This is a genomic window from Sulfurovum sp., assembly GCA_026990595.1.
Taxonomy (GTDB): Bacteria; Campylobacterota; Campylobacteria; order Campylobacterales; family Sulfurovaceae; genus Sulfurovum.
Genome location: JALXCZ010000011.1, coordinates 13,443 through 26,688, shown reverse-complemented (window position 1 = coordinate 26,688; position 13,246 = coordinate 13,443). Strand labels below are relative to the sequence as shown.

Here is a 13,246-nt window from a genome sequence, read left to right as displayed (position 1 = left end):
GGTTAGTTCTTGACATAATAGCATATAAACTGATAAGGTTCAATATTACAAACTAAAGGATTAACATGCAAAACAATTTCACCAAAGCCATGGATTTTAGACATGCTTGTAAAATATTTGATGAATCAAAAAAGATTAACGATGAAGAGATACACTACATTTTAGAAGCAGGACGAAAGTCCCCCTCCTCTTTCGGTATGGAAGGGTGGAAGTTTCTTGTCATCACCAACGAATCATTAAAAGAAAAACTGCGTCCTGTATGCTGGAATCAGGTACAGGTCACAAGCTGTTCACACTTGGTGGTTATTTTGGCTGCTATAGGAAATGTAAAACCGGACTCAGGCATTCCGGCAAAACGTTTTGGCAGACGAGAATTACCACAGGCACAGATAGAAAGCTACATTGAACTCTATTCAAAACATCTTAGCCAGACACTCAGTTCAGATGAAAATATTTACTGTTGGACAGCCAGACAGACCTATATTGCCCTGGCAAATATGATGACAGCAGCAGCATACACAGGCATAGACTCCTGCCCCATGGAAGGCTTTGAAAAAGAGAAAGTGGAAGAGATACTTGAACTTGATACTTCCAAATGGCAAGTCTCGGTCATTGTCTCTTTCGGATACAGAGTGAATACCCAACCCAAACAACTTAGACTTCCATTTGATGAAGTAGTTGAATTCATCAAATAAGATCATTTCAGAGACAGAAATATCTCTGTAATGAGCTTCTCTTCCGAGGTATATCATGAGGGGCATTGCAATAATACGCATACCCTACCGGTTCATGCTTATTTGGTATACTAAGGTAAAAGGTTGGTTCTTATGAAGCAGATACTACTTATTCTTTCTCTTTTTCTTTTAGGCTGCAGTTCCAAAGATGCCAGTCATCTGCCTTCTCTCTTTGAGCTTCCCGGAGCCATCATCGGTACCACCATTGAAAATGCCACTTACAATGCTAAAAGAGAGCGTGTACAGCAATATGAACCGCTCTATATTGATCCGGTAGTCGTAGGTATTATGATAAGAGGTATCTAAACAAGAGGGACAGACCATTTTTTATAATAGGCGGTCATTCTCAACCCGACACCCAAAACAAAGACCATGGCTATGGGATAGAAATGTATCATATTGAACCTATCCAATAGGTAGATCAGCAGACCTGTCAAAAGTGAAACGGTACCGTAAAAGCCTGTTTTAAAAACAAAAGGTACTTCATTAATAATAACATCTCTGGCGATCCCGCCACCAACTGCTGTAATAAATGACAAGGCAAGCACCCCTGTCATATTGAGCCCGGTTTCCAAAGCGACCAACGCACCCCCGATACTAAAAGAGACCAGACCGATCGAATCACTGAGAATGAACCATATTTTGTTCTCAATGCTCTCTTTCCTGTGCAGCCGAAACAGGATCATCAACAACATGAGGGTAAAGACAATGATCGCCGGAGCATCATGGGAGAAGGTATAAGGGGTTTTATTGACGATCACATCCCGCATCACACCACCGCCAAAAGCCGTAAGAAAAACAGAGACAAGCGTTCCAAGAAGATCAAGATGATTACGTGCCGCAACAAAAAATCCACTCATAGCAAAAGCAATGATCCCAATGTATTCTGCTATTTCAAACATATTTTATCCTGTGGTTTTGCATGTTTCGTTTAGGCACTTTCTGCTAAGTGTAACATATCTAAACAAATAACAAACAAACCCGAATATCATCATAACTCATTTTCCCCTCTAAAGCCTCGTGCACAGGCTTGAGACGTAACTTACCATCCTCTGTAAAGTTTTCAGGAAGCTTTTTTGTCATCAGTTTAAGTACCGCACTCTCTACTTCATCAAAGAGTTCGTCTGATGGTTTATATTTACTCAAGTCTATCTCTGGTTCTTCTTCTTTTATGAGTGCCAAATGTTGTATGATGGTACCCTTCGCCAGTTTTCTGTTAACAGCAAGTTTCACGAGGCTATCTGACTTCTCTATGAGGTTTTTGGTTTTGATGTGTGTGGGGGTGACGTAGGCAGAGTGTGAGGGTTTGCCTGCTTTGATGTTGGCTATCTCTTCTTCTATCTTCTCTTTTTCTACCACACCACCCATACTAGAAATATGCTTTTCACATACAGATACAAAAGCATCCTCACCCAAAGCCTCCACCACTTCACGTGCCTTTACAGAAGCCTGTTTTATACGGTCGTCAATGTGTAGGATGAGAGGGTCTACACGTAAAGCCATAGGGTTTAGCCCTAGTAAACTAAGCCCCTCTATGCTTTTTATACGTGACAGAGCAACATACCCCTGTCCTACTTCAAAGGTCTTAGAGAGGTCTATTTGTGCAGCGTCCAGTGTCATACCCTGTGACTTGTGTATGGTGATAGCCCATGCCAGTCGCAATGGTACCTGTGAGACGGTAGCCGTCACCTTGCCACTGTCATTTTCTAGTGACCAGTCCTCTAAGTCTAGCTTTACTTTCCTACCCTCTGTGGTGATGACAATAGGCATCTTGTCTATGGGGCTAAAGCTCTGCACCACACCTGTAGTACCATTGACATACTCCCCGTCAGGACTATTTTTTATAAAAATGACCAAAGCACCCTTTTTAAGCCGTAACTCCTCTAAAACAAGCGAAGACTTGAAGATTTTATCTATATTTTTAGCAGACCCTTTTGACTCATAGACATAAAGCTTCTCTTCACCCTCTAACTTGTCAAGTTCAGCTAGGTTGATGCGGTCTACGTCTGCATTATGGGTGTAGAGTTGGGTGATTTTCGCATCGTCTGACAAACTCACATCCATCCGTGCTTCCAATGCCTTATTGGTCTTCTCCGAAATATTACCAGAGCGTATGTCATCCAGCACATCAATAAGCCTGTTGTCATCCTGCCTAAACTTCTCTTCTAAATAACAGGTTTGAAGTTCAAGTGCTTTCCATGAAGGAGACTGCCACGCAAAGCGTTTCTCTTTTGGTTGCTTACTCACAGGTGGCAACTGAAAGAAGTCACCAGAGATGACCACCTGCACCCCACCAAAAGGAGCATCCACCCCTTTAAACCCACGCAACACCAAATCCATAGCTGAAAAAAGCTCAGGAGAAACCATAGAGACCTCATCGATGATGAGAAGTTTGAGCTTGGAAAAACGTGTCTTTAAGTACTTCTTCTCCATTAAAAACTCTACATACCCCTCGTCTATATTCTCACGAATCCCCAAAGCAAAAAAAGAATGGATCGTCTGTCCACCCAAATGTGAAGCCGCTATCCCCGTAGGTGCCACAATGGTAGGATACACCCGACGCTCTTTGAGGTACTTTGTATAAAGATTTAGTAGATACGTTTTACCTGTTCCTGCTGACCCAGTGATGAAGACATTTTTACCTGATTTTAGTATGTTTAGTGCTGTGGTTTGTTTCATAAGGGGTAAGTATCTTTTAAATTAATTTGATAATATTTTTTGAGCTTGTGCTTTAATATGTGGTAAATCATATCTGATAGTATCTTCTATAATATGGTCATCTACACTATCATAATCATGTGCTATATAATTGCGTACAGCACTGATACCACGCAAATCACTATCCGAGAAGTTTGCTAATATTTTAAAAGCATTGTCATCTTTGAGCTTAGTAAATTGCTCTGCAATTTTCACGATATGCATGCGAATGGCAGGTTTGATAATTTTATTTTCTATGGCATGGGTAAGCTTAATATGAGAGTCATCTAAAATAAACTCTATATCTTCTATGCTTTTAACAATATTTTCTACACGTTCAAGTACCTTAGACATACACCATGTCCTTTTGTACTTTTTGTTTAAATTTATCATTATTACTATTTAAGGAGACAAGGTCTACTTTGAGGTGTAAGCGTTTTTGTAACTCATCTTTTATCTCTTCGATACGTAATATCTTTGCAAACCCACCTTTAAATTTTTGGTCAAATCTACTGTAGTCTACACTATACGCTATATCTACATCACTAAAGTTATCGGCATTACCACGCGCATAGGAGCCAAATATACCCACTATCTCAAAGCCTTCATTCTGATATTTATTTTTTATCTCACGTATTTGTGAGGTGATGTTTTGTAGTGTTTGTTTCATGAAATGATTATAACATAATGTAGTTTATGGCGTAAGGCTTTTTATTTTGTGTACTTAACTCATCCACAAAGCCGTTCTAGGTGGTAGCACATACACAATCTAATCAAAAAACTATACATTCACATCAGGGAGAATGAGAACTAAAAAAACCCGACGCTCTTTGAAGTACTTTGTATAGAGGTTAAACCAATACGTCTTACCCGTCCCTGCTGACCCTGTGATGAAGACATTTTTGTCTGATTTTAGTATGTTTAGTACTGTGTTTTGTTTTAACTCGTTCCTATCCGTCCTCGGTAGGAACGCATATTTCAATTCAATAAACAAAATAAACTTAATATACATATAAGACTAAAGTATGAATTCCCATCGTGGACGATAGGAACTAGAAAACACTCTAAAACCTATCATAATCAAACACAAACGCTATCTCCACTTCATCACCCTCTTCTAACTTCCCTCTAACCTTTTTGGGTACTGCTATCATTGTCTCTCCACTCTTTTCTGTCCAGAGTGAAGTCTGCCACTCTTTGCCGTTGAGTGTTGCGATGACAGGTGTGCGTCCGAAGGGCTGCACGGCTTCTATGACCATACTTTTAGGTAATGGAGCTATGTACCATGTCTGGAGTCTGGTGAGGATAGAAGTAAAAGTGTAGGTATCTACTTTTTCTACATTGGGCATCTTATCTCCCTGAAAACTCTGTAGGAATCTCTAACTCATAGATGGCATCTGTCACACTCTCTACTCTTGATTTAAAAATATCCTGTGCATCTTGCAAGCCTTTGTTGTAATGGTATACCCCTATCTCCTTAGAGACAAATTCCAACAAAAATTCTGCATCGAACTGCCCTATGTCCTGACCCAGTTCATCATTGAAATATCTTTTAAGTTTTTGGACAAGTGAAGCTTTCTCTTCTTTGTTAAATTGTATCATCGACATGGTTATCCTTACTGTTTATATCTGGGAAATTGCATATCATTTCATCATAAGATCTGTTTTTCTTTAATGTCTCGACTACTACATCTAAAGGCTCAGCCAAATTTTCACTCAAATCAAACTCATGCTCACCTAACGCAAATGCCAACTGCTCATGAGGTGGCGTAAACTGTGCATCTACCCCCTCTTTATTTCCTCTAGCATCCACTCTGTACCATCCATATTCTTTTAAATATATCCAGTTAAGTCCATGTAGACAATAAATATCAGGTTTGTACTCTGAACAGCCCAAACGCTGGTAACAAAATCCGGCAGGTATCCCATTGGCACGAAGCAATGCGGCAAGCAGATGAGACTTGGCATAACACCAGCCTGTTTTGTGTTTGAGTACATCAGAAGCCTTGTAGGTAGTGATGTCATCTTTATGGTCACCTGAGTGGTGTATCTCATCTCTCACCCATTCAAAACACTTCTTTGCTATAGCTGTATCCTCACCCATACCTTCTGAAAGTTTTTTAGCCAAGGCTTGTATATTATTATCATGGCAGTCTATGATCTCTGTGGCTTCTAGATATTTTTGCATAAACCATTGTAGCAAAACTTTTCAGTATAATCCTACCCATGAAAACACTTCCCATCACCCACGTCCTTCCTGAAGTGAAAGAAAAACTCCAAAGCCATAGTACTGTCGTACTCCAAGCCCCTCCGGGTGCAGGTAAGACCACGGCTTTGCCCCTAGCTCTACTGGATGAACCATGGCTAAAGGGCAAGCAGATCATCATGCTGGAGCCTAGGCGTTTGGCTGTACGTGCGAGTGCAGCACGCATGGCTGAGATGTTGGGGGAGAAGGTGGGAGAGCGCATAGGGTATCAGATCAAAATGGACTCTGTGCAGAGCAAGCAGACCAAAATCCTCATCGTGACTGAGGGTATTTTGACGCGCAAGTTTCAATCCGACCCCAGCTTGGAAGATGTCGCACTCATCATCTTTGACGAATACCATGAGCGTTCACTGCATGCGGATCTCTCTTTGGCACTGGCGCTAGAGTCTCAGACAGTACTGCGTGAAGACCTCAAAATCCTCATCATGTCTGCCACACTCAACACCCAAACTATCTCCTCTATGCTAAATGCACCCAGCATCCAGAGTGAGGGGCGTGCCTATCCAGTGGAGCGTTACTACCTAGACCCCACTACCCTACAACCTAGCAAAAGAGAGTTGCCATTTTATGTACATAAGCGTGTACGCAAACTACTGGCTGAAGAGGAGGGAAACATCTTGGTCTTTTTGCCTGGAGTTCGGGAGATAAAGGCGGTTGAGAAACTACTGCTAGAAGAGAAGTTCACCGATACCTACATCTCTACCCTCTATGGAAACCTAAGCAAAGAGGCACAGGACAGAGCCATAAAAGCCCCTCCCAAGGGCAAACGAAAAGTAGTGCTAAGCACCAACATCGCACAAACTTCTCTCACCATAGAAGGCATCAAGATAGTCGTAGACTCTGGGCTTCAAAATCACGCTGTTTTTAACCCATTCTCAGGCATGAACACCCTGGAGAGACACTTCATCTCACAAGATGCAGCGACCCAGAGGGCAGGACGCGCAGGACGACTGAGTGCAGGCAAAGCCTACCACCTTTGGCACAAGTCCAAAATACTCCAAAAACACGACACCCCAGAGATCCTCCAGGCAGACCTCACGCAGCTAGCCCTTGAACTAGCTCTTTGGGGCAATGACGACATCAACTCTCTCACATGGCTGGACACGCCTTCCCCCACTGCTGTTATCCATGCCAAAACACTGCTCAAACAACTTGGTGCACTAGATGAAAAAGGGGTCATCACCCCTCACGGTAGAGCCATGAGCAAATTTGGTTTACATCCCAGGCTTTCACATATGATGCTAAAGGCTAAGGAACTTGAACTCTCCTATGAGGCTTCTCTTGTGGCTACCCTTCTTACAGAAAAAGACATCTTTAGCTCACAATACAGAAGTGTAGACCTGCGTGAGCGTGTAGAGGTATTGCATCGTATAGCCAACAAGCAGAGTCTAGGCATGCAAGGTGTGAACACCAAACAATGTCACTACCTCCTAGCCAATGCCAAACGCATAGAGCCCAAACAAAAAGCCATACTCAACACAGAGCTGCTAGGCATACTCCTGGCTTACGCCTACCCAGAACGCATCGCCAAACAGCGCCATATCAACACAGCTACCTATCTGCTAAGCAGTGGCAAGGGGGCTAAACTACAAGCCGATGATACTTTGGCAAAAGAGCGTTTCTTGGTCATCGCTGACCTCGATGCCAAAGCCACCCATGCCAGAATCTACAAAGCCATAGCCCTCACCCAAGCACAGATAGAGAGCTATCTGAAAGAGCAGATAGAAGAGAATGAAGAGCTAGACTGGAATGATGAGGAGCAACGAGTCGAGGTACGTTTGGTTAAGCGATTTGGTAGCATCGTGCTTTCCCAGAAGCCTGTCAAATCTACCGACAACACAGAAGTAACAGACTTGCTGCTAGAAGAGCTGGAAGCTTTGGGCCTGGAGACATTCAACTGGAGTAAAGAAGCGCTTAGCCTTAAAAGCAGAGTCAATTTCCTCAAGTATCATGGCGAAGTAATGCCCGATCTTTCAGATGCGTATCTATTAGAAAATATGGACGAATGGTTAGCCCCTTACCTGCAAGGTATTAACTCCATACGGGGTGTCAAAGGGTTAAACCTACACAACATACTGCTGGGACAATTAAGCTACGAACAGACCCAAACCTTAGACACACTAGCCCCTGCCAAACTCAAAGTCGCTTCAGGCTCCAACATTGCCATAGACTACAGCAACCCCACCCAACCCATCTTAGCAGTACGCCTCCAGGAGATGTTCGGTACAAGCGATACGCCCACCATACTGGGCGGCAAAGTAAAACTGATGCTACACCTACTCTCCCCTGCCTCCCGCCCTATGCAAGTCACCCAAGATTTGGCAAGCTTTTGGGAAAATACCTATGAAGATGTCAAAAAAGAGTTACGAGGGAAGTACAAAAAGCATTATTGGCCTGATGATCCGTTGGAGGCACAGGCTACGAGTCGGACGAAGAAGAGGATGTAGTATTTTAAATATCTCTCTATATATAGGTACGCTGTTATTAGAAGAAAAAAAGGCTGCATTAGTTACACTGTTTAAAAGGAGTCAGCATGCGAGTATTTATAATATTTTTTGTTTTTTTATTGTTTGTTCAAGAGACTACTGCTTCATCATTAAGTAAAGAGACATATAAACTTGATGGGAAAGCGATTACTTATCATTATACAAGCGGACGCTCTTACCATGTGAAATTCACTCCAAAAGGTATCAGCTATCAATACCTGACAGGGACTTCTCCCTCCTCCTGGTGGGGACAATTCCCCTATACGGCTTTTGAAGTCTATCCAAATGTCTATATGGTTTCATGGTATGAAAAAGGATATGGAGACCATGTTACATTACTGATAGACTTTAACAAAAAAATACTCTACGGCAGTGCTCTCATCGTTACAAAAGAGAAAAATATTTTACATTTTCATGGGGCACGAATCGAGAAGGTAAAATAGAAAACTGATTTATAATCACTCATTCAAAATATTATTCACCCAATAAGTCATTTTCCAACCTCAACAACTTCTTTTTCTCTGGTTCCCATCCGTCCTCGGTGGGATACCCATATTTCAACCTATTCTACTATTCAAAGACATTAAGCCTTACGGTGAAAATGTGACTATATGTATATTTCTCTATTTGGTTGGCAAGCACCCCAAGGGTATTTCCTTCGGGCAATGCCCACCCTACAAATTTCTGAATACATATCAATACAAGTTATTGCATAAAGGCGTAGGGTATTGTCCCACGACAACACCTTTTTTATCTGATAGTCTAAAAAGTTCTGACTTTTAATTACTATTTGACTTTTTGGTGTTGTGAGGGCACAACACCCTACAGATATAGCCATAATATGCTAAAATTATTTCATCAATCCAATCTGAGAAAAACATGACCCCAAAAGAAAAACAAACATTTAAAAAAATAATAGACGAACAGATACAAGAGCTAAGTGCCGAGATAGCCACCATCAAAAAAGCTCTTTACCCAGAACGTGGAGAAGGGCCTTCTGACAAAGTGGCACACCTCAACTTCAAGCTTGACCAAAGTATACATATACAACGTCATGAAGAAGCCACAAAGCGTCTCAACAGACTTAAACATGCTTACCTGAAGATCGATACACCGGAGTATGGCATCTGTAAAGAGTGTGAAGAAGATATACCACTAGAAAGACTCAAGCTGATGCCTGAGTCTGTGTATTGTGTAGCATGTATGAATGAGTTGGGATTGTAATTTTATTCCACTATCTTACCTTTTTGCATAGAAACCACCCGTGTTGCGATCTCTTTTGCCTCTGCTTCATTGTGTGTGACATACACCAAAGTAAAGCCGAGTTCCTCCTGCAGTTTTACGATCTGCGTTCGCAAACGCACATTCAATGCAGGATCCAGACTGGAGAGTGGTTCGTCCATCAAAAGAACTTTAGGGGAAAGTACCAGTGAACGCGCCAGTGCCACACGCTGTTTCTCCCCTCCTGAAAGCTGTTCAATACGTTTTTTACCGGCATCTTCAAGACCGACCATGGAGAGAATATCATGAACCTTTTTCTCACGTTCTTTTTTAGGCATACCCTGTATTTTAAGACCGAATGCTATATTCTTGGCAACATTCATATGCGGCCAGAGCGCCAGATCCTGAAAGACCATACTTACATCTCTTTGGTGTGGGGGCATAAGTATCTTTCCCTCTTCACTTGCAAGCTGCCCATCGATGAATACTTTGCCTCTATCGGGAGTGACAAATCCGGCAATAAGCTTTAATACTGTTGTCTTCCCCGAACCTGAAGAGCCAAGCAGTACCAGCCTCTCTTTGTCAGCGATCTTCAAATGAACATCTTGCAGGATCGGTTGTTCATCAAAGCTGACATCAATACTTTCTAAAATGATCATGCATCCCTCCTTCTTGCCGTATTATAAAGCCAGAGAAACAGTAGCGGCAGCAGTGTCGCGGTGATCATAATCAGACACAGTGCTGCGATCAGTGATGCTTTTCCGTTTGCCATCTGGGTAAAAATATAGACTGGCAGCGTATCTGACCCAGGCGGGTAGAGCAGCATCGTCATGGTGTTTTCACGAAGCGAAAAGATGAATCCCACCACCCATCCGACCAACAAGACTTCCTTGGAAAGCGGAAGGATGATATACCATAGAGTATGATACCAGGATGCACCGGAAAGTGCTGCCGCATCCATAAGGTTCTGTGGGATCTGCACGAGTTTTGTTTCTGTGATCTTGGTCGTGAGTGCCAGATATTTTCCCAGATAACCAATGAGCAGTATCAATGGTGTGGCATAGATGAAATTTGTATAGGGTCTGTTCCAAAAGAGTATCAAAGCGATACCGAACAGAGATGCAGGCAGTGCAAACAGCAAAAGTATGCTTCCATCCAGCCATCTGTACCATCGGAACAATCTCTTATGAATAATATAGGCACTCAAAAATCCAAATACGCTCAAAAGAGTTGCTCCCAACATAGCAAACAACAGACTTCTTCCCAAAGGATCAAGCGCTTTCTCTCCTGCTTCAAGAAAACTCTCCATGCTGTTCGTTTTGAATACCAGCATAGACAGGGGTGTAATGACAAAAAGCATAACAATCAGCAGGACAAAGAGAAAAAGCGGTAAACGCCATTTTAAAAGTCTTATCTTTTGCATCAAAGATGCAGGAATGAAATGCATTTTTGTTTCGGCTAAAAAACGTTGCATCCAGAACACCATTGCAACAACCGCTACTATAGGTAAAGCAGCTGCAGTAGCTGCCCTAAAATCATAAAACGCACTGAAATAGACAAAACTTTGTGTACTGAACACAGGGTAGCGTAAGAAATTCGCCACACTGAACTCACCAAAAGCCAAAATGAACACCAGTAAAAAGGCAAAAACAATAGCCGGTCTGATCAAAGGGAGGGTAACCAGCCAAAGTACCTTTTTCCAACTGCTCATCTGCAGGGCTGCCTCTTCCAGATGCGGATCTATCTGACGAAGATAGAGCATCGTGACCAGTATTGCAATAGGCAGATAGACAGTAAAAAGTACAAATACCACACCCCAAAAACCGAAAAACCACTCTCCAAACAGATCCGCCCAGGAAAAGGCAAGGATATACGGTGGTATCACAAGGGGTATAACAAGCATCAGTGTAAAGAACTTTGCGAACCTGAGGTCACTTTTACCCAGCAGTATGCCAAGTCCAATACCTACTGACGTACTAGCTGTGGCTACGGTCAATGCCAGAAGAAAACTGTTCTTTAAACTCTCTAATAGTGCAGTATTGGTAAAAAGTACTTTGTAGGCTGTCAGAGTAAATCTGCCATTGTCATATAGACTGCCAAAAAGCATCATCAAAAGAGGTAATGCACCCACTACAAATAAGAATGCGACCACTCCGCCAAAGAGTGTACGCTCCTTCATGCTACTGCTCCAACCATGATTTCAGATAAGGTTGTATCTCAACAAGTTTTTGGGCAACCTGCTCATAATCAACCTGCATCACTTTGATCTGATCGATCGGCTTGATATCTTGAGGCATCTTTACCCCTGAATGCAGCGGTATCTGTGCGCAATCCGCAAAAGCAAGCTTCTGTTCAGTCTCTCGGCTCAACAGATAATCGATCAGCTTTTGCGCTGCTTTGGGGTTGGGTGCCCCCTTGATCATCATCACGGCATTAGGTACGACAAATACGCCGGGTTCTCCTTTTTTTTGATCAGGATAGACAATACTGACAGGCTTTTTTTGATGCACTCTGCTCACAGCATCATCACTGTCCACCAAAGCAAACGCATACCTTCCTTTTGCAACAAAATCAGCACTCTCCCCGTTACTTGTGGAAATGGCTGTACCGTTTTGTTTCAGTGCCTCCAAAAAGGTTTTGACTTTGGTATCTCCCCAGAGAGTAAACAGTGCTGCAATATGGGTGGTCGTCGTTCCAAAAAGTGGATTGGCAATGACTGCCCTGTCCTTGTACGCTTTTGCTGTGTAGGCAAGAATAGAATCCGGCTTGTGCTTAACTCCCTCACCTACCAAAAGGAGCCTTACCCGCGCTGAGAATCCCGTCCAGTAATGCGCTTTTTGTATGAAGACTTCAGGGATCCCCTTGGCATTGGGACTGAGATAGGGGATCAATATTCCTTTTTGTCTGAGTACTTCGGCACGAACAGGTTCATTTGCCCAGTAGACATCTGCCCGGGGATTGTTCTTCTCTGCGATCAGACGGTTCATTACCCCTGTACTTTTGGACTCTTCTGTATCATACAGCGCATTGACCTTGATCCCTGTCTCTTTCTCAAAATCCTTTAGGATCGGCTCAGAAAAGACCTGATCTTCAGAAACATAGACTGTGACACTCTGCTGCTCTTTTTGAGAGGAACAAGCAGTGATCATCAGCACTGTGCAAAGCAGTATCACTCTTTTCATCGTTGTACCTTCACACTGAAATTATCAAAACTTGTTGCCGCATCTGCTTTGGTCCACACACCTACCCCTCCGCTTTTGGCAAGTTGTTTATCGGTATGTTCCAAAAGTTTTTTACCGTCAAGGTACCCTTCAAAATGATCTTCCTTTTGTATGATCTTCATACGGTGCCACCCTTTTGACAATCTCACATTAGCAGAGGCAAGTTCCATACGCATACCATCCAAGACCACATAAAAACGGAAATTATCTTCTAAAGGATTGAACCGGGCAACATAATAATTGTCACTGTCCTGCACACGCCACATGATACCCCCACCCTGATCTATCTTCCCGCTGTTTGCCTTGAATTTTAAAGAGATCTCACCATTAGTGAATTCCATACTTTTCGTATAGCACAGGTTAAATGTACCACCGTAAAGATGATTTATCCTGCTTAAAACAAGTACCTTCTTTCCAGAGGGTGCATCATTGACCTCTTTTACTTCCCACGTTGCCAACGTCTTTTTAGGATGTGTAGCAGCAATCTGCCATAAAGAAGGGATCTCTCCTGCTTTGGTCTCTTCAAAATCCCATATCTTGATGTTTACTTCATTTGCCAAAGCAATCCCGCTTATGAGGATCAGCATCATTATTTTATGTAAGAACATCGTATGCTCCTTT

The 13,246-nt window shown here is 42.5% G+C and carries 16 protein-coding genes; 5 read left to right on the top strand and 11 right to left on the bottom strand.

Features of this window, described 5'->3' with window-relative positions:
* The first annotated feature begins 65 nt into the window (after positions 1 to 65).
* Both MVE01_RS03305 and MVE01_RS03300 read left to right on the top strand, forming a co-directional pair.
* Positions 66 to 695, top strand: coding sequence for an NAD(P)H-dependent oxidoreductase (locus MVE01_RS03305; RefSeq protein WP_472560742.1), 630 nt, complete (start codon positions 66 to 68; stop codon positions 693 to 695).
* 132 nt (positions 696 to 827) lie between these two features.
* Positions 828 to 1,040: a hypothetical protein gene (locus tag MVE01_RS03300; RefSeq protein WP_472560741.1), complete on the top strand. Its 213-nt coding sequence runs from the start codon at positions 828 to 830 to the stop codon at positions 1,038 to 1,040.
* On the opposite strand, the gene MVE01_RS03295 is transcribed toward MVE01_RS03300, so the two are convergent.
* From MVE01_RS03295 to MVE01_RS03265, 7 genes are all read right to left on the bottom strand, one after another.
* Entirely contained in the window at positions 1,037 to 1,636 is a 600-nt protein-coding gene (locus MVE01_RS03295) for a trimeric intracellular cation channel family protein (protein WP_472560740.1), read from the bottom strand. The two genes, MVE01_RS03300 and MVE01_RS03295, sit on opposite strands and share 4 nt — an antisense overlap.
* Before the next feature lie 58 nt (positions 1,637 to 1,694).
* Positions 1,695 to 3,413: an AAA family ATPase gene (locus MVE01_RS03290; protein ID WP_472560739.1), complete on the bottom strand. Its 1,719-nt coding sequence runs from the start codon at positions 3,411 to 3,413 to the stop codon at positions 1,695 to 1,697.
* A 21-nt stretch (positions 3,414 to 3,434) separates the two neighbouring features.
* Positions 3,435 to 3,785 carry a HepT-like ribonuclease domain-containing protein gene (locus tag MVE01_RS03285; RefSeq protein WP_472560738.1) on the bottom strand — a complete coding sequence of 117 codons (351 nt, stop codon included), beginning with the start codon at positions 3,783 to 3,785 and terminating at the stop codon, positions 3,435 to 3,437.
* Positions 3,778 to 4,101: a nucleotidyltransferase family protein gene (locus MVE01_RS03280; protein ID WP_472560737.1), complete on the bottom strand. Its 324-nt coding sequence runs from the start codon at positions 4,099 to 4,101 to the stop codon at positions 3,778 to 3,780. Before MVE01_RS03280 ends, MVE01_RS03285 begins: the two co-directional genes overlap by 8 nt.
* A 394-nt stretch (positions 4,102 to 4,495) precedes the next feature.
* Positions 4,496 to 4,780 (bottom strand): DUF1905 domain-containing protein, encoded by a 285-nt coding sequence (locus tag MVE01_RS03275; RefSeq protein WP_472560736.1) that lies wholly within the window; start codon positions 4,778 to 4,780, stop codon positions 4,496 to 4,498.
* Position 4,781: 1 nt separating this feature from the next.
* On the bottom strand, positions 4,782 to 5,039 hold the full coding sequence (locus MVE01_RS03270; protein WP_472560735.1) for a DUF2164 domain-containing protein: 258 nt from the start codon (positions 5,037 to 5,039) through the stop codon (positions 4,782 to 4,784).
* Positions 5,020 to 5,619 (bottom strand): transglutaminase-like domain-containing protein, encoded by a 600-nt coding sequence (locus tag MVE01_RS03265; RefSeq protein ID WP_472560734.1) that lies wholly within the window; start codon positions 5,617 to 5,619, stop codon positions 5,020 to 5,022. Before MVE01_RS03265 ends, MVE01_RS03270 begins: the two co-directional genes overlap by 20 nt.
* Before the next feature lie 38 nt (positions 5,620 to 5,657).
* Here MVE01_RS03265 and hrpB point away from each other — a divergent pair, with 38 nt between their 5' ends.
* The 3 genes from hrpB (at position 5,658) to MVE01_RS03250 (ending at position 9,407) form a co-directional block, all read left to right on the top strand.
* Entirely contained in the window at positions 5,658 to 8,144 is a 2,487-nt protein-coding gene (gene hrpB / locus MVE01_RS03260) for an ATP-dependent helicase HrpB (RefSeq protein ID WP_472560733.1), read from the top strand.
* 86 nt (positions 8,145 to 8,230) lie between these two features.
* Positions 8,231 to 8,626, top strand: a complete 396-nt coding sequence (locus tag MVE01_RS03255; RefSeq protein WP_472560732.1) for a MoaF-related domain-containing protein — start codon at positions 8,231 to 8,233, stop codon at positions 8,624 to 8,626.
* A gap of 436 nt (positions 8,627 to 9,062) precedes the next feature.
* Complete coding sequence (locus MVE01_RS03250) at positions 9,063 to 9,407, top strand: TraR/DksA family transcriptional regulator (RefSeq protein WP_472560731.1); 345 nt, start codon at positions 9,063 to 9,065, stop codon at positions 9,405 to 9,407.
* Positions 9,408 to 9,409: 2 nt separating this feature from the next.
* Here the strand turns inward: MVE01_RS03250 and MVE01_RS03245 are convergent, their stop codons facing one another.
* Genes MVE01_RS03245 through MVE01_RS03230 form a run of 4 tightly spaced genes read right to left on the bottom strand, consistent with a single transcriptional unit; the run spans position 9,410 to position 13,233 of the window.
* Positions 9,410 to 10,063 carry an ABC transporter ATP-binding protein gene (locus MVE01_RS03245; protein ID WP_472560730.1) on the bottom strand — a complete coding sequence of 218 codons (654 nt, stop codon included), beginning with the start codon at positions 10,061 to 10,063 and terminating at the stop codon, positions 9,410 to 9,412.
* Positions 10,060 to 11,583: an ABC transporter permease gene (locus tag MVE01_RS03240; protein WP_472560729.1), complete on the bottom strand. Its 1,524-nt coding sequence runs from the start codon at positions 11,581 to 11,583 to the stop codon at positions 10,060 to 10,062. The genes MVE01_RS03245 and MVE01_RS03240 overlap by 4 nt, the downstream gene beginning before the upstream one ends.
* A gap of 1 nt (position 11,584) precedes the next feature.
* On the bottom strand, positions 11,585 to 12,586 hold the full coding sequence (locus tag MVE01_RS03235) for an extracellular solute-binding protein (RefSeq protein ID WP_472560728.1): 1,002 nt from the start codon (positions 12,584 to 12,586) through the stop codon (positions 11,585 to 11,587).
* Positions 12,583 to 13,233, bottom strand: coding sequence for a 3-keto-alpha-glucoside-1,2-lyase-like domain-containing protein (locus MVE01_RS03230; RefSeq protein ID WP_472560727.1), 651 nt, complete (start codon positions 13,231 to 13,233; stop codon positions 12,583 to 12,585). The genes MVE01_RS03235 and MVE01_RS03230 overlap by 4 nt, the downstream gene beginning before the upstream one ends.
* Positions 13,234 to 13,246: the final 13 nt, after the last annotated feature.